Consider the following 17,764-nt stretch of genomic DNA (forward strand, 5'->3'; position numbering starts at 1 on the left):
TATGAGCAAGAAAGAAATAATCCCGGGGCCAACAGCCACAGATATTACCGTAGATTTGGTAGTTGTAGGTTCGGGAACCGGTATGGCAGCTGCACTAGCAGCCCATGAATTAGGATTAAAAGTATTAGTTATCGAAAAAACAGCTTTGGTTGGTGGCTCTACTGCACGCTCCGGTGGTGCATTTTGGATACCGGCAAATCCTGTTTTGAAACAAGATGGTTCCGATGATACATTGAAAGATGGAGAAACATATTTAACGAATTTAGTTGGAGATAATGCTCCTAAATCCCGTTGGGAAAACTTCTTGCAAAATGGTTCAGCAGCAGTAGAAATGTTGGAGAGAACCACGCCTATGAAATTCTTTTGGGCAAAAGGATATTCAGATTATTTCCCAGAAGTTGCAGGTGGTAAAGTCTTAGGAAGAACATGCGAATGTCGTCCTTTCAATATGAACTTATTAGGAAAAGACACAGCAAGGTTTCGTCCCGGCCAACTTGAGGCACCTGTACCTGTACCCGTGACAGGCTACGATTACAAATGGCTCAACTTAATGAAAAAAACACCATTTAAGTCTATACCAATTATGCTGAAAAGAGGAATTCAGGGAATTGGTGGGTTATTGATTGGAAAAAGATTAGTTGGTGGTGGCCAGGCACTGGCTTCAGGGATGTTTGCTGGTTTAATTCGCTCAGGTGTACCGGTTTGGACCAATACTTCAATTACAGAATTATTGTTTGATGGTGATAAAGTAACTGGAATAAAAGCGGTTCAAAACGGAAAATTGGTTCAGATAAATGCGACGAAAGGTGTGGTTTTGGCAGGAGGCGGATTTGATCATAATATGCTAATGCGCCACCAATACCAATCTCCCTCTTTAAAAAATGTAAGTTTAGGCAGCGAAGGCAATACAGGTGATACCATTCTGTTAGGAGAAAAGATTGGAGCGGAAATTACCAATATGACTTCAACATGGTGGTTTCCTGCGATAGCTCCGTTAACAGAAGAAGGCGAACCACAAGTATTATTGGCAGAGCGTTCGCTTCCGGGATCATTTTTGGTAAACTATACGGGAAAAAGGTTTATAAACGAAGCGGTGGATTATATGAGTTTTGGACAAATCGTTTTAGAACAGGAAAAGTATGGAACGCCTATAAAAGATATGTGGTTGATTTTTGATCAGAACTACAGAAATAGTTATCTGCTTGCCGGCACACTTTTTCCGGGAATGAAAATTCCACAAGAGTGGTTTGATGCAAAAATTGCTTTTACGGCTGAAAATGCATCTGAACTGGCTCAAAAAGTGGGATTACCTGTCGAAGCATTTACGGAAACATTTGGCAGGTTCAACACCATTGCAGCTACAGGAAAAGATACCGATTTTGGAAAAGGAAACAGCGCTTACGACCGTTATTATGGAGATCCAACACAAATGCCTAATAATTGTCTTCGATCGCTTTCTGGAAAATTATATGCGGTAAAAATCGTTTTATCAGACTTGGGAACATGCGGTGGAATGATGACAAACGAACAGGGACAAGTATTGAAAACCAATCAGACCGCTTTCCAAGGTTTGTACGCTTTGGGAAATAATGCCTCAAATATTTTTGGAAATAAATATCCCGGAGCTGGCGGAACCATCGGGCAGGGATTGGTATTTGGTTATATTATAGCACATCACGCAGCAAAAAAATAATAAGATATATGAGACTAAATAATAAGGTAGCAATAATAACTGGGGCAGCTTCCGGAATGGGGGAAGCTATGGCTTATTCTTTTGCCAAAGAAGGAGCAAAAGTAGTAGCGACCGATATTCAAAAAGATAAATTAGAAACTATTGTACAAAAAATCAAATCAGATGGTGGTGATGCCATTGCTCTAGTACATAACGTATCAAAACGGGAAGACTGGTTTGAAAAAGTGCTTCCAGAAACAATCAGCGTTTTTGGAAAACTGGATATTTTAATCAATAATGCTGGGATTTCAGTGGCAGTTCCTTTTGAAGATCAAACCGAAGACACCTGGAAAAAAGCATATGACATCAACATAAACAGCGTGATGCTGGGAATGCAGGCCGCACTACCACACCTGAAAGAAAGAGGCGGGAGTATCGTGAACATTTCGTCTATTGCCGCTTTAACCGGAATGTCAGGTCCCGGAGTTTATACGGCTTCCAAAGGTGGGGTTTCAGCAATTACCAGAGCAGCCGCCGTGGATTTCGGACCTTTTGGAATTAGAGTAAATGCCATTAATCCGGGCTATATCTTAACACCTATGAGCGAGGCATTTTTGAATAGTCCAGACTATCAAGCCTATTTTTTAGGAATTATTCCGATGAAAAAATTGGGAATGGCTGAAGATATTTCGAATGCTGCATTATTCTTGGCATCAGAGGAAGCAAAATACATTACAGGAGTAAATTTACCAGTAGATGGTGGAACAACAATCAAATAATGTATCCCTATATTAATATTCAAAAGCCAGGTTACAACAATTTAACCTGGCTTTTTTATCTTCTCATTTATCAAAAAGTTATGTTAATAGTATTGTTTATTAAACAAGAACATAATTTTTTCTAATAACTTTCTATTAGGTCCTTAAATCAAATTGAAAATACAATTTCTACTCATTTTTAAGGGATAATTTCCTAAGCATCGCAGCACTCATTCCATCTGTATAAGCACCGTAAGCAGTGACCAAAATTCCCTTTAAGCCATCTTTTGAGGCTATTCCATAAACAGTAGATTCATCACTGGGGTTGCTATCTCCCTCATATCGGTAGACTTGCTCAATTTCAAAGTCATCAATAGTATATTTATTGTTGCCACAAATTAAGCAGTTGTCTTCAAGATTAAAATCTACATCGTAACCTTCCTTGCGAAGATTTTCAATCGCTACCAACACTGTGGCATATTTGTACATTACATTTGTCATATCATAATATTATTAAGTTACTATTATCCTATCGCTGTACTTTTAGAAATCCTCCTGCAACAAATCTTTTAATTTTCGGTGTTGTACGGACAAGTCAGCATACATTATTTTTAATCGGCTATTTTCTTCGTTTAAATTTACCAATTCTAAAAGGATATCGGATCTTAAATCCTTATATTTTGATTTCAATTCAAAAATATTTGTACCATATATACCATATTTCTCAAAAAGTTCCAGACCGGTTTTACCTGCGTTATAATCTTTCAATATATCTAAAACTGGATGTTCGTTTATTTCTTTACTATTCATTTTAATGGATATTGTCTATTACAAAATTCGTTATGATTAATGGTACTGGATATATACTTTTCCTTGATTAGTTTATGATATTTAATGTTGTTGAATATACTTTCTTAAAATATCACAAAAGAAAACCGAAATATCATAAAGTCTTATTTTTAGTAAATGCTGAATTTTGTTTTTTAAATATAATATAGAGCTTATGACACTGTTAATAAAAGGAATGGTGTGCAATAGATGTATGTATGTTCTTGAAAAAGAGTTAACTATTTTGGGTTTTGAAGTAGTGGATGTAAAACTAGGAGAAGCGATAATAAAAGATACAGTAGCTTTTTCGCAAAAACTGGGAGCAATCGAAGCGATGCTGAAAAGTAATGGCTTTGAATTAATGTATAATAAAAACCAAAAAGCAATAAACAATATTAAAGAGTTGGTTGATAATGGTATTAATATGCAATTGGAAAGTGGAATACCTACAAAATTTACAGCTCTTATAAGTAATAAGTTAAACAAGAATTACGATACACTGAGTGCATTGTTTTCTTCAGAAGAAGGAATAACACTTGAAAAGTACATTATTCACTGTAAGATTGAAAAAGTAAAAGAACTTTTGATGAATACAGAAATGTCTTTGACCGAGATTGCTAATGTATTAGGTTATAGTAGTCAGGCATACCTTTCCAATCAATTGAAAAAGCATACAGGCTTTACATCAAGCTATTTTAAACAGCTAAAGGATAGGGATAATCAAACTTTGATTCTTTAAATCAAAAGACTGAATTATTCACGTCCTATTATTTAAGTTAAATGTAACTGTGAAGAGCTACTGATCATTCAGTAGCTCTTTGTTTTATGTCAATTATTGCACCTTATGAAAAGTAAATTTCACAACTTTTAGCGGTCATTTCGTATAGCTGTTTGTATGTTGTAAACCGACCTTTGTCCCTGAAATCTAAAGTTAAAATAAACGTAACAAAATAAATGTAATGATGAAAACAGGTAAAATAGGTTTACTATTCCTTTTCCTAATAGGGATAGGTTTGATACAGAGTTGTAAACAAAAAGAAGAAAAACAATTAAAAGATGAGCCTCCGGTTGTAACAGTAGGTACGATCCAAAGTTCAGAAACAGAAGAATCTGTTGTTTATTCAGGTTCCATCGTTCCAGATAATATGACCACCGTGAGCTTCGCTGTTCCCGGAACAATCAATAATGTGAGTGTCAATGAAGGTCAAAAAGTTAGTAAAGGACAGTTTTTAGCAAGTATAGATGCTACAGAATATGAAGCGGCCTTGCAAATAGCCAATGCTACATTAGAACAGAGCGAGGATGCATTCAGAAGGTTTGATGAATTGTATAAAAAAGGAAGTTTTCCTGAAAAAGATTACATCGATATCAAAACTAAAGTTGCACAGGCACAGGCAAATAAAAAAATTAATAAAAAGCGTATTGCCGACAGCCGTTTAATGTCGCCTACTAATGGAATAATTACAGTTAAATCAGCTGAAATCGGAGGTATGGCAGCACCAGGAGTGCCGGCTTTTACAATTGTTAAAACAGATCTTGTATACGCTCAGTTTTCAGTACCGGAAAGCGAAATAGGAAACTTCAAACAAGGTATGCAGGTAGAAGTAAACATACCTACACTGCAACGCAATTTCACAGGTAAAATCACAATTATCAATCCTGTCGCTGATGAAATTTCCAAAGCATATACTTTAAAAGTACGTCTTGACAATTCAAAAGGTGTTTTAATGCCTGGGATGATTAGCGAAGTATCTGCAGGTATTCCGGCTAAAGTTAAACAAGTACGTGTACCACTTACAGCTATCATAAACAATGTTGATAAAATCCCTCACGTGTATGTGATAGACAAAAATAGCAATGCAAAACTGACAAGGGTTACTGTTGGTAAAATTGCAGGCGATGAGGTTATAATAACCAACGGACTTGATGAAAATCAAACTATTATCCTTGCCGGGCAAAATAATGTAAAGGATGGGCAAAAAGTAAAAACACAAGCAGTATCTAAAACGACATCCGCTCTAAAAACAAAATAATTTATGAAAAGAAAGATAAACCTCATTGAAGCGGCAATGAAATTTCCACAAGTACCGATAGCGATTACCGTTATTATGGTGCTTGCAGGTCTGATTTCATTATTGACAATGCCAAGAAGTGAAGACCCGCGTATAACAGTTAGACAAGGGCTTGTCGTTGCTTTTTATCCAGGAAGTGACGAAGAACAGATGGAGAAAGAAGTAACGGATAAACTGGAACAATATCTGTTCGGTTTTGAAGAAATAAAGAAGGAAAAAACACATTCAGAAAGTAAACCTGGACAGGTTGTAATCACAGTTGAATTACAGGACTATGTCAAGGATACTAAAAAATTCTGGAATACTTTACAGCACGGTTTAGATGCCAATATGCCTTTGATACTTCCGCGAGGCGTACAAGGGCCGTATGTGAACAGTGATTTTGGTGACGTGGTGGTTCAGATGATTGCTGTGTCTGCACCAGGACGTACATATGCCGAATTGGAAAATTATCTGGATGAATTGGAAGACGGTATTAAAACGATTCCTCAAGTTTCAAAAATAAAACGTTACGGAGGTCAGAAGCAACAGATATATGTCACACTTCGTGAAGATGTATTAAAACAATATGGTTTTGGCATCAATGAAATTGCTTCCACATTGAGCCAGCAGAATGTTACGATCCCAAGTGGAGATATTGAAATTGACAAAAATCGCTTATTGATTTTTACAGATGCTCAGTACCAAAATGAAAATGAAATCGGTAATCTGATTGTATATAGTTCTCCTCAAGGTGGTAATATCCGTTTGCAAGATATTGCCAAAATAGAACGAAGATATGAAGACCTAAAAAGTAAAATTACTGTAGCTGGTAATGATGTAATGATGCTTACTGTAGAAATGCAACCTGGTCAGAATATTGTTGACTTAGGTAAAGCATTGACCCAAAAAGTAACAGAAGTAAAAGAAGTTTTACCTGCAGATGTACAGGTCAATACCATTGTAGATCAGCCTGCTGTAGTAGATATGAACTTAGGGCATTTCTTTATTGAGTTTGCAATTGCCATTGGAGCCGTTATTCTGGTGGTAATGATTTTGCTTCCGTTTAGAGTAGCTACGATTTCTGCTATTGCGGCACCTGTAACCATTTTGGCGACATTTGCCATTCTGAATATGATAGGTGTAGAAATGCACCAGGTTAGTTTAGCTGCATTGATTATTGTACTTGGAATGGTCGTCGATGATGCCATAATTGTCGTAGACAATTATATAGAAAAAGTAGATGAAAAAGTACCGTCATGGACTGCTGCCTGGCAAAGTGCAACACAGCTTATGGTTCCGATATTCACTGCGACACTTACTATTGTTCTATCATTCTTACCATTAGCATTTACACTAACAGGAATGACACGAGAGTTCGTACAATGGATACCAATTACGGTTAGCATAGCCTTGGCAGTTTCATTCTTAGTCGCGTTGTTTCTTACACCATATATGTGTTATCATTTCCTTAAAAAAGGATTGAAAAACCATGATACACAAAAACCTAAAAAACGTAATTTCTTAGATAGAATGCAGGATGGTTTCGACAGAGCTATAGAGTTCTGTATGAAATATCAGAAAACGACTTTGTTTGCAGGTCTGGCGATTTTCTTCCTTTCATTTGTAGTAGGAAGCCAAGTGAAAACCGAGTTTTTCCCAATTGTGGAAAGAAATCAGTTTAATCTTGAATTGTGGATGGACAACGGTACAAATATTCATGAAACAGAAGCAGCAGTTAAAAAGATTGAAAGGGAAATCGCAGGAGACAAGCGTATTGTTACCACAGCAAGTTTTATTGGTACAAGTTCACCACGATTTTATTCTACATATTCACCGGAAAACCCGCGAGAAAATTTTGCGCAAATATTTATCAATACAGAAAGTAATGATGCCACAAATGAAATGATAGATGAATATGTTCAAAAATTCAATAATTTCCTGCCAAATGGATATGTCCGCGTTAGACAGTTAAGTAAAAAACAACAGCCTGCTCCGATTGAGATCCGTGTGATTGGTAAAGATATTACGCAACAGAAAAAAGTAGCCAAAGAAGTAGCTACAATACTAGAAAACACAAAAGGAGCAAACTGGGTACGTACAGATTATCAGGATGATTATGTAGGCCTTAAGGCTGTAGTAAAAGAAGATGTCGCTTTACGATTAGGTGTTACCAAAGCACAGATTGCACAGGCTTTAGGTGCTAAAATAAAAGGTTTTCCTATATCACAAATGTGGGAAGGTAACAAAGCCATAGATATACTATTGCGTACGGACGAAGCTGACAGGCAAGATCTGGATGCTTTGGGAAATATGTACATCACCTCATCATTTGGAGCTAAAGTACCTTTAAAACAAGTAGTGGATTTACAACCTTCATGGCATACGGGAGCTATTGTACACCGTAACGGATTGCGAACATTAACTGTTTCTTCTGAAGCACAATTGGGTAGAAAACCTGCTGAAGTGTTCGCCGAGGCACAACCGAAAATCGATAGCTTAGAACTACCTAAAGGAGTTAAAATTGCCTATGGAGGAGAGTATGAAGATGGTCTGGAAAGCGGTCCTAAAATGGGAAAAGCTTTTATGATAAGTTTCGTGTTGATATTCTTAGTTCTGCTATTCCAATTCAAACGAGTGGGCAAAGTGTTCATTGTACTGGCATCATTCCCATTGAGTTTACTTGGAGCGATGCTGGGATTATTTCTTACAGGTTATGAATTTGGTTTTATGGCAATTATCGGTATTACAGCCTTATTGGGTATTGTAGTTCGAAACGGAATTATCCTTGTAGACTACGCTGATGAATTGGTGCGTGATCATGGACACACGATTAAAGAGGCAGCTCTATTAGCGGCTAAGCGAAGAATGAGACCCATTTTTCTTACTTCTATGGCAGCAGCTATTGGATTGATCCCGCTAATGTCGAGTGGTTCTCCTGAGTGGGGTCCAATCTCGAGTACAATATCAATAGGTATTTTAGTCTCTATGGTTACTACCTTATTTATAGTTCCGGTATTGTATAGCAGATTCGTAAAACCGTCAAAGAAACCCTTGAATAAAGGTATACACGAGAAATATGATTTTCATCACGAAAGTTAATTGAAAAAAAATAAATCATGTTACAAAGAAAATATAAAATATTCGTAAAAGCTTTTGTATTTGCTTTTGCTGTTTTACAGGGAACAGATAACCTGTTTGCCCAACAGCAATTAACTCTTGCAGAAAGTAAAGAACTAACCCTGAAAAACAATTACAGGATTAGTAAAGCCAAAGAAGATGTTACTGCTTCCAGATCTGAGAAACAAATATCAGACGCGACGGCAAGACCCAAAATAGATGCTTCTGCAACTGCATTTTACTTTGGTGAGCCATTAAATTCCATGCTTCCTGAGTACGGTTTCGCCCCGATGGTAAGCGTTACTCAGCCTATTTATACAGGAGGAAAGATTAAGTACGGTAAACAAATGGCGGAAACCAATATAGAGATGAGCAATGCTCAGCAGAGATTGGTCGAAGACGATGTGTTGTTAGCTACCGAAACTGCCTATTGGATTGTAGTACAGGCTAAAGAAGAAATAAAAATGGAGAAACAAGTTAAAAGACAGTTAGCTTCCCATTATACTTTTTTAAATAATCAATTCCAGGCAGGTATTATTTATAAAAATGATGTGCTTCGGGCAAAAGTACTTCAAAATGAAAATGAAGCTCGATTACAGGCGGCTGAGAACAAACTAATATTAGCCAAAAAAAGATTAATCCAGTTAACTGGAATAGAAGAACAAACGGATATTGATGTAGTTGGTTCATTGAGTGATGATGAATTTAGAAACTATGAGATGTTACAAAGCGTACAAGTAAATCGTCCTGAAGTAGACTTAGCCACAAGTGCCATAAAAATGAGTGAACTTACAAAGAATATGCTCAGAGCCGATCTAAAACCGACAGTTGGCTTATCACTTAACGGAATGGCTGCCTTTGGAAAAGAAGGTATTAATTTTGGAGATCCAACCAAAAACAGTATGCTTACTTATTTCGGAATGTTAAGCGTAAAGATTCCCGTATTCGATTGGGGAAGTAAGCGAGAGAAAGTAAAGCAACAGGAAGCTAACATACGTTCGGCAGAATATGGATTGAGAGAACTTCAAAGCCAGATTAATGTGGAGATAGAACAAGCAACACTTAACCTTCAACTGCAGGCAAACAATATAGATTTAATGCAGGCTTCACTAATTGAAGCTGATGAAAATCTAAAATTAAGTAATGATCGTTTTCAAGCAGGAACTATCACTGGAGAAGATGTATTAATAGCAGAAACACTTTGGCAGCGTGCGTATAGCAGTATGCTTGATGCAAAAGTAAGATACAAAATTGCTGAAGCTGTTTATCACAAAGCCATCGGACAAATAAAACAGTAGTCATTAACAATATAATGTAGAGGCTCAATATGCCTCTACATTTTTAAAATTGAAATTATGATAAAATGATACAAGAACAGCATACTGATAACCCAAAAGGTGTATTGATGATACCGGATATTTCAGGCTTTACAGATTTTGTTGTCAAGTCGAATATGTTTGTTGGAAAATATATAACAGAAAATCTCCTGAAAGTAATAATGGATAGTAATATTCTGTGTTTTGAAATTTCTGAAATTGAAGGCGATGCAATACTTTTCTATAAGTACCAAAACTTACCGACGTTTGAAGAGAGTTTAATGCAGATAGAGCTTATCTACGGTAATTTTCAAAAGGAATTACAGCGCTTATCTCAACAGTTAGCAATAGAAATACCTCTTTCTTTAAAGACAATAGTCCATTACGGTGAATTTACCCAGTACAAAATCGGAAAATTTGAGAAACTTTATGGTGCACCTGTAGTAGAAGCACACAAAATGCTTAAAAATCATATTGCAGAATATCCCCCTTATGCTTTGTTTTCAAATGCTTTTTTACAAGCCAATTTTGAGCAACCTGAACAATCAACATTAGAATACGATAATTGCGAAGACTGTAAATATTTGCCCGAAATAGGCTACATTCACTATTTATAAGACAGTAACCAGTAAATCTCGTAAATCTATCAAAGAATATTACAAGATGGAATAAAATCGACTTCTATACTTTTACATTGGATTTATTAGCTCATTTAATCCATAAAAGCAAGATGAAAAGTTTAGAAGAAAGGTTAGAAAAAAGAAGTATAAAACCAACATCAGTTAGATTATTAATTTTTCAGACAATGTCTGAATTTAAAAAAGCATTTAGCCTGACCGATTTGGAAACGGAACTAGAGACGGTAAATAAATCTACTATTTTTAGGACCTTGACCCTTTTTCATGACAACTTACTCATTCATACGATCGATGATGGTTCCGGCTCAATGAAATATTCAATTTGTAGTGATTCATGTATGTGCAATGTAGGTGACCTACATGTACATTTCAACTGTAACCGCTGTAAGAATACTTTTTGTCTTGAAAGTATTGCTATTCCACCGATTCAGCTGCCAGATAGTTTTTTATTGGAAAGTATAAATTTTGTAATGAAGGGAATGTGTAATGAGTGTTCGAGATTTTTTAAGAAACAAATAACTCCAAATAAAACCGCATTTTAAAAAACAGCCATATGTAAATATGGCTGTTTTGCATTTGCAACCAGGTTCCCAAATACTACAGCTAATTTTGTTGTGTAAAAATTCATAATATAGATATGGAAAATAGATATAATAATAACTCGAAAATAAAATCAGGTTACGTAGATAACCCAGATTTTGAGGTAAAAAAAATTGAATGTGTAGTTTCTGAAAAAGAAACAATGTATACCTATACATCAATACTTCAATCTATGTCATCACACCCTATAGCAAGAGCTATTTTTAAAGTGTTGCCATCTGTACAATTATCAGACTATAGAATTGAAAAAGTTGAAGAAATACAAGGAGGAATTAAAGGTTTTATTGATAATCATGAAGTAATTATTGGAAATCTTGAATTGATGAAATGTTACGATTTTTATTATGATGAAAGCTTGAATCATATCAATGAAAAGGTGATTCTTGTAATGATAGATGATAGATATACAGGCTGCTTTATAATGAAAGAGGTGTTAAATGACTAAATTTATTTTAAATAAATTGCTAATTACATAATCTTTTATAGATTTCATTCATGAGAAAAATAACTTATTTGTTAAGTTGAGTGCTATTATATTTTTTGTAAGTTTGTACCGACTTATTGGATGGATTATCAATCAATTAAAGTTTAAAATTAGAGAGGTGAAAATATTTGTATTTATATTCAGTGTTTATATGTTAGGGATGTCAATACTTCCCTGCACAGACGCTTTGTATGAATGTACAGCAAATAACAACCAGTTAGTAGAAATTGGACTATCACATGAAGATAATCATAAAACGGAACACAAAGATTTTTGTAGTCCTTTTTGTTCTTGCCAATGTTGTGGAACCATTACTGTAGCTATTTCGGATTTCAACATAACCGAAGTAGTATCCCCAAAACTTAAATTGAACGCTAAACAAAAGGTTTCTCTTAGAAATGTAAATCTCTATTCCCAATACTCCGGGAGCATATGGCAACCGCCAAAGATTAATGTTTAAAAAGTAATTACTAGTCTTTTCTCTTGCGCTTGTGAAGAATATTTCTTCGTGTGCGTCAGTAAAAATTATTGTACTATCATTTTAAATGATAGAAATCGTATATACTTTAAATATTAATACTAATCAAAAATGTTAGATAACATAATTAAATTCAGTATCAAGAATAAGCTCATTATTGGAGTAATGACTTTGCTGCTGATAATATGGGGCGTATGGAGTGCTACAAAACTTCCTATAGATGCCCAGCCTGATATTACAAATAATCAGGTACAAGTTATAACTCTATGTCCTACTCTAGCGGGGCAGGAAGTTGAACAATTAGTTACATTTCCAGTAGAGCAAAGTATTGTCAATCTTCCTGATGTGGAAGAGATACGAAGTATTTCCCGTTTTGGACTTTCAGTCGTTACCGTTGTTTTTAAGGATGAAGTAGACATCTACTTTGCTAGACAACTGGTTAATGAGAAATTGAAAGAAGCTGAGGAGCAAATTCCTGAGGGTGTAGGCACACCGGAACTATCCCCTGTTAGCACTGGCTTAGGTGAAGTGTATCAGTATATACTACATCCTAAAAAAGGTAGCGAAGACAAATATACCGCTATGGATCTGAGAACAATGCAAGATTGGATTGTTGCTCGTCAACTATATGGAACACCAGGAATTGCTGAAATCAATAGCTTTGGAGGGCTGCTGAAGCAGTATGAAGTTTCTGTCAATCCAGATCGTTTAAGAGCTATGGATGTGAGTATTTCCGAAATATTTTCTGCATTGGAAACTAATAACCAAAATACAGGAGGTGCATATATTGACAAGAAACCCAATGCATATTTTATTAGAGGTGTAGGTTTGGTAAACACACTTGAAGATGTAGGGAATATTGTTGTAAAGAATATTTCAGGAGTTCCTATACTGGTAAAAGATGTAGCAGAAGTACGTTTTGGTAATGCCATTCGTTACGGTGCGCTCACCTACAACGGAGAGGTAGATGCTGTGGGAGGAATCGTCATGATGCTCAAAGGAGAAAACAGTGCCAAAGTGGTAGAACGTATTAAGGAGAAAATTCCGACAATACAACAATCTCTACCAGACGATATCGTTATCGAACCTTATCTCGACAGAACAGACCTTGTTGGACGTGCCATAGATACGGTTGAGAAAAATCTTATAGAGGGAGCTTTAATTGTAATTTTTGTCTTAATTCTGTTTCTAGGTAATTTAAGAGCTGGTTTAATTGTCGCTTCTGCTATTCCTTTGTCAATGCTATTTGCATTAGGTATGATGAGATTGTTTGGAGTGAGTGCCAATCTGATGAGTTTAGGAGCTATAGACTTTGGTTTGATTGTGGATGGTTCTTTGATTGTAGTGGAAGCAACAATGCATCATCTAGGGCTTAGAAAATCAAATAAGAGACTTACACAGGGAGAAATGGATGAAGAAGTGTTCGATTCTGCAAGAAAAATACGTACAAGTGCGGCTTTCGGAGAAATCATCATTCTTATTGTATACATCCCAATATTAACATTAGTAGGGATCGAAGGAAAAATGTTTACACCAATGGCTCAAACAGTCAGTTTTGCAATTATTGGAGCTTTAATTCTTTCATTCACCTATATCCCTATGATGAGTGCACTGTTCTTGTCAAAGAAACCTATCACAAAAAAGAACCTGTCAGATAAAATGATGGATTTCTTAAACAAAGTGTATCAGCCCCTTTTAGAAAAAGCTATTAGATTAAAATATGTAGTGATAGGATCAGCGGTAGGTTTATTTGCAATCAGCTTATTCTTATTTTCCCGAATGGGTGGTGAATTCTTACCGAAACTAGGTGAAGGAGATTTTGCAATGCATTGTATTCTACCTCAAGGGACTTCTTTAAGTCAAAGTTTGGAGACATCTATGCAAGCGTCTCGAATTCTGAAAGAATTTGACGAAGTTAAAATGGTGGTAGGAAAAACAGGTGCCGGTGAGATACCTACTGATCCGATGCCTCCGGAGGCTACAGATTTAATGGTCATTCTTAAGCCACAAAAAGAATGGAAAGAAAAAAAATCTTATGATGAGCTTTCAAACGAAATGATGGAAAAACTAGAAAGTATCCCAGGGGTTTTCTTTGAAGCTAATCAGCCTATTCAGATGAGATTCAATGAATTAATGACGGGGATTCGTCAGGATGTGGCAGTGAAAATTTTTGGAGAAAATCTGGATTCTCTATTGGTGTATGCTAATAAAGTTAATACTATAGTACAGACAATTCCGGGAGCGACTGCGCCACAAGTAGAAAGAGTGGATGGACTCCCTCAAATCAACATTGATTATGATCGGGCGAGAATTGCCAACTATGGTTTAAAAATTCAAGATATTAATGACATTGTGAGTACTGCCTTTGCAGGAAAAGCAGCAGGTGTAGTATATGAAAATGAGCGAAAATTCGATCTGGTAGTTCGTCTGGACAATGAGCACAGAACCTCTATAGAAGATGTAAGTAATCTATTCATACCAACGCCTAGTGGAGAACAAATTCCGCTTTCTCAAGTAGCTGATGTCAACTATAAATTAGGTCCAGCACAAATAAGCCGTGAAGACGGAAAACGTCGTATATATGTTGGCTTTAACGTTCAGGGAAGAGATGTTGCAAGTGTGGTGAAAGATATTCAAGACAAACTCGCTCAAGAAGTGAAACTTCCGAGCGGCTACTATGTAACGTATGGTGGTCAATTTGAAAATTTACAAAAAGCAAGCGATCGTTTACTCATCGCAGTGCCGATCTCACTTCTTCTAATATTTGTACTTCTTTACTTTACATTCCGTTCACTTAAAGAAGCGGCACTTGTATATGCTGCAATACCTATGAGTGCCATAGGTGGAGTATTTGCATTGTTGTTGAGAGATATGCCATTTAGTATTTCAGCCGGAGTTGGTTTTATTGCTTTGTTCGGTGTGGCGGTACTAAACGGAATCGTACTTATAGCAACATTCAATAGGTTAGAAAAAGAAGGTTGGGATGACATAGTTGCACGGGTAATTGAAGGAACCAAAACAAGGTTACGTCCTGTTCTAATGACGGCATCTGTTGCCAGTTTAGGTTTTCTTCCTATGGCTTTAAGTACCAGTGCGGGAGCTGAAGTACAAAAACCTCTTGCTACCGTAGTAATTGGCGGGCTGATTTCAGCTACAGCATTAACACTCTTTGTTCTTCCGCTACTGTATTTGGTATTTATGAAAACAAATAAAGCAATGAATAATAATAAAATTAAATCGATAACTCCAATAATATTATTGGGCATATTTTTAGGTCTCTCACAAAATATTCAAGCACAAGATATTTCCGCAGATAAAGCTGTCCGAATTGCATTAGAAAATAATTCAGGAATTAAATCTAAAGATTTAGACGTAAGGGCAGCTGAAAGTCTGAAACGAACAGCTTATGAATTACCGAAAACCGAACTAAATATTCAATACGGAAATAACGAAGGATTTGAATATAATGATGGAGTTATGATTTCTCAAAACATTCCTTTTCCCACACTATTTGGAGCAAAAAAGGATCTTATTAAAGAAGAAATTAAAAGCAAAGAATGGGCAAAGGCTCTTTCAGAAAATGAATTAAAGAAGCAAGTACGTACCTATTATTATCAGTTGGAGTATCTTGAAAATAATGCTAAAAAACTTCAATACCTTGATAGCATTTATCTTGATTTTATAAGAGTAGCTAACTTGCGATATAAGACTGGTGATATTGGTAAAATTGATGTAAGTACAGCAAACACTAAACGAGGTGAAATCAACCTTCTTGCTCAACAAAATGAGGTATTAAGAAAAAATGCATACCTGAATTTAAAAAATCTAATGCAGATTGAGGAGGATTTCACCATCGAAAAAGCACTAGAATATAAGCCTGTATTTATAAGTGACATAATAGATAATGATGCTGTTAGGAATCATCCAAGTATTCAATCTCTGTATCAAGAAGCACTTGTTGCTGAAAAAAGTAAAAAGGTAGAAAGAGCGAATGGATTGCCAGACTTTACTTTAGGTTACAGCAATATCTCATTGATTGGTGAACATAGCAAAAATGGTGTAGAAAAGTTTTATGGAAGAGGTCAAAGATTTGGATTTGTCGATGTAGGAATTTCTATTCCAATTTTTACAACCACAAGATCAAGGGTTCGTTCGTTGGAAATTCAAAAAGAATCTGCAGAAATGAATGCGCAATGGCAGGAAAATGTTTTGAAAACAGAAATGAAAAATGCCATGACTCAATATGAGCAAAATGTGAGTCAGTTTAATTATTTTATTGAACAGGCAATTCCGAATGCAGAAGAAATTATAAATGCTTCACGTTTGGGATATAGCACAGGAGACCTTTCTTATGTAGAATATCTGTATGCCGTTCAAACAGCTACTGATACCTATTTAAACTATCTTAAAAGTATACAGCAAATAAATGAATCTGTGATTGTTATCTATTCATTAACAAATAAATAAACAAAATGAAAGTCAATATAATAAAAGTAACATCGGTGTTAAGTATTATTCTAGCATCCTTATTTTTGATATCATGTGGAGGTAAAGAGCATAAAGAAGGAGATGGACATGACCACTCTACTTCCCAAGAATCATCAAAAGAAAGTCACTCAGAAGAGGCTGAAAATATAGCAACGTTAACTGAAGACCAGATAAAGACGGCAGGAATTGAATTAGGAAGTATTGAGCAAAAGTCTCTAACGGCATCTTTAAAAGCCATCGGTAAACTTCGGGTTCCGAATAAGAGCAAAGCTAATGCAACTTCCTTGTTTGGTGGAGTTATTAAAACCTTAACTGTTGAACTTGGTGATTATGTAAGAAAAGGTCAGGTGATTGCAACTATCTCTAACCCTCAGTTTGTTCAGTTACAAGAAGAATACTCTTCCATCCAAAGCAGAATAACGTTTGCAGAACAAGAGTTAGAGCGTCAGAGAGAGTTGAACGAAGGAAATGCAGGAGCTAAAAAGAACTTACAAAATGCTACTGCAGAATTAAGTACTCTAAAAGCTAGAAAAGCTTCATTACAGCAACAAATTCAGATGATGGGAATTAACCCCAACAATATTGCTAATAATAATTTTCGTTCAAGTCTAACGGTAACAAGTCCAATTGATGGTACCATCAGTGATGTATTTGCAAAAATTGGAAGTTATGTGGACGTTTCCTCGCCTATTGTTGAAATTATTAATAATAGCTCTATTCATTTAGATTTACAGGTTTTTGAAAAAGATCTTCCATTAATCAAGGTAGGACAGAAAATTAACTTCACTATTACTAATAATCCGCAAAAAAGCTATGCCGCTAAAGTAACTACTATAGGATCATCTTTTAGTGGAGAAAGTAAATCAATTGCTGTTCATAGTGAAATTATTGGAGACAAATCAGGTTTAATAGATGGAATGAATATCACTGGGCTCGTAAGTCTTGATGATGTGTTGACTTCTGCTGTTCCAAATGAGGCAATTGTGGAAGCGGATGGTAAATACTACATATTTATTAAGACAGATAAGGAACCGGAAGAACATAATGAGGGAGGTCATGACGATCATGGTCATGGTCATGATGAAGGAGAAGCAACACATGGGCATAAAAATGAAAAAGAAGCTTCTGAGCATGCTACCCAAGCAGCACAGAAATTGAATTTTGAAAAAATTGAAGTAGCAAAGGGTACTTCAAACATGGGATATACAGCTATTACTCCGGTTAAAGAGATTCCACAAAATGCTCAGATTGTAACTAAAGGTGCTTTTTTTATTAATGCTAAGCTTAGTAATACAGGTGGTCATAGCCATTAACATAATTTAAAAAAAATC

Annotated in this window: 14 protein-coding genes; 12 read left to right on the plus strand and 2 right to left on the minus strand. The window is 35.8% G+C overall.

Going from position 1 to position 17,764, the window contains the following annotated elements; all coding sequences use genetic code 11:
- Position 1 precedes the first annotated feature (1 nt).
- A complete protein-coding gene (locus FNE73_RS07160) occupies positions 2-1,693 on the plus strand; it encodes a 3-ketosteroid-delta-1-dehydrogenase (protein WP_143884067.1) in 1,692 nt (563 codons plus the stop codon).
- Positions 1,694-1,701: 8 nt separating this feature from the next.
- The gene (locus tag FNE73_RS07165; protein ID WP_143884068.1) at positions 1,702-2,451 is read left to right on the plus strand and encodes an SDR family NAD(P)-dependent oxidoreductase; all 750 of its coding nucleotides are present in this window, start codon (positions 1,702-1,704) and stop codon (positions 2,449-2,451) included.
- A gap of 168 nt (positions 2,452-2,619) precedes the next feature.
- Here FNE73_RS07165 and FNE73_RS07170 read toward each other — a convergent pair whose 3' ends face one another.
- Positions 2,620-2,931 carry a hypothetical protein gene (locus FNE73_RS07170; RefSeq protein WP_052217456.1) on the minus strand — a complete coding sequence of 104 codons (312 nt, stop codon included), beginning with the start codon at positions 2,929-2,931 and terminating at the stop codon, positions 2,620-2,622.
- 42 nt (positions 2,932-2,973) lie between these two features.
- Positions 2,974-3,240 (minus strand): hypothetical protein, encoded by a 267-nt coding sequence (locus tag FNE73_RS07175; protein ID WP_038330929.1) that lies wholly within the window; start codon positions 3,238-3,240, stop codon positions 2,974-2,976.
- Positions 3,241-3,433: 193 nt separating this feature from the next.
- On the opposite strand from FNE73_RS07175, the gene FNE73_RS07180 reads away from it, so the two are divergent.
- The 10 genes from FNE73_RS07180 (at position 3,434) to FNE73_RS07220 (ending at position 17,746) form a co-directional block, all read left to right on the plus strand.
- Positions 3,434-3,997: a helix-turn-helix domain-containing protein gene (locus FNE73_RS07180; RefSeq protein ID WP_038330931.1), complete on the plus strand. Its 564-nt coding sequence runs from the start codon at positions 3,434-3,436 to the stop codon at positions 3,995-3,997.
- Positions 3,998-4,217: 220 nt separating this feature from the next.
- On the plus strand, positions 4,218-5,291 hold the full coding sequence (locus tag FNE73_RS07185; RefSeq protein WP_143884069.1) for an efflux RND transporter periplasmic adaptor subunit: 1,074 nt from the start codon (positions 4,218-4,220) through the stop codon (positions 5,289-5,291).
- Positions 5,292-5,327: 36 nt separating this feature from the next.
- Positions 5,328-8,411 carry an efflux RND transporter permease subunit gene (locus FNE73_RS07190; protein ID WP_228429976.1) on the plus strand — a complete coding sequence of 1,028 codons (3,084 nt, stop codon included), beginning with the start codon at positions 5,328-5,330 and terminating at the stop codon, positions 8,409-8,411.
- Between the two features lie 17 nt (positions 8,412-8,428).
- Positions 8,429-9,727, plus strand: coding sequence for a TolC family protein (locus FNE73_RS07195; RefSeq protein ID WP_143884071.1), 1,299 nt, complete (start codon positions 8,429-8,431; stop codon positions 9,725-9,727).
- A gap of 65 nt (positions 9,728-9,792) precedes the next feature.
- Positions 9,793-10,362, plus strand: coding sequence for a DUF2652 domain-containing protein (locus FNE73_RS07200; RefSeq protein ID WP_143884072.1), 570 nt, complete (start codon positions 9,793-9,795; stop codon positions 10,360-10,362).
- 113 nt (positions 10,363-10,475) lie between these two features.
- Positions 10,476-10,925 carry a Fur family transcriptional regulator gene (locus FNE73_RS07205; RefSeq protein ID WP_052217463.1) on the plus strand — a complete coding sequence of 150 codons (450 nt, stop codon included), beginning with the start codon at positions 10,476-10,478 and terminating at the stop codon, positions 10,923-10,925.
- Positions 10,926-11,020: 95 nt separating this feature from the next.
- Positions 11,021-11,428 (plus strand): hypothetical protein, encoded by a 408-nt coding sequence (locus FNE73_RS07210; protein ID WP_038330938.1) that lies wholly within the window; start codon positions 11,021-11,023, stop codon positions 11,426-11,428.
- 157 nt (positions 11,429-11,585) lie between these two features.
- Positions 11,586-11,927: a DUF6660 family protein gene (locus FNE73_RS17010; protein WP_350320026.1), complete on the plus strand. Its 342-nt coding sequence runs from the start codon at positions 11,586-11,588 to the stop codon at positions 11,925-11,927.
- A gap of 129 nt (positions 11,928-12,056) precedes the next feature.
- Complete coding sequence (locus tag FNE73_RS07215; RefSeq protein WP_084106824.1) at positions 12,057-16,412, plus strand: CusA/CzcA family heavy metal efflux RND transporter; 4,356 nt, start codon at positions 12,057-12,059, stop codon at positions 16,410-16,412.
- 5 nt (positions 16,413-16,417) lie between these two features.
- Entirely contained in the window at positions 16,418-17,746 is a 1,329-nt protein-coding gene (locus FNE73_RS07220; protein ID WP_083206661.1) for an efflux RND transporter periplasmic adaptor subunit, read from the plus strand.
- Positions 17,747-17,764 lie beyond the last annotated feature (18 nt).

The organism is Chryseobacterium binzhouense (assembly GCF_007474545.1).
In the GTDB taxonomy this organism is placed as follows: domain Bacteria; phylum Bacteroidota; class Bacteroidia; order Flavobacteriales; family Weeksellaceae; genus Chryseobacterium; species Chryseobacterium binzhouense.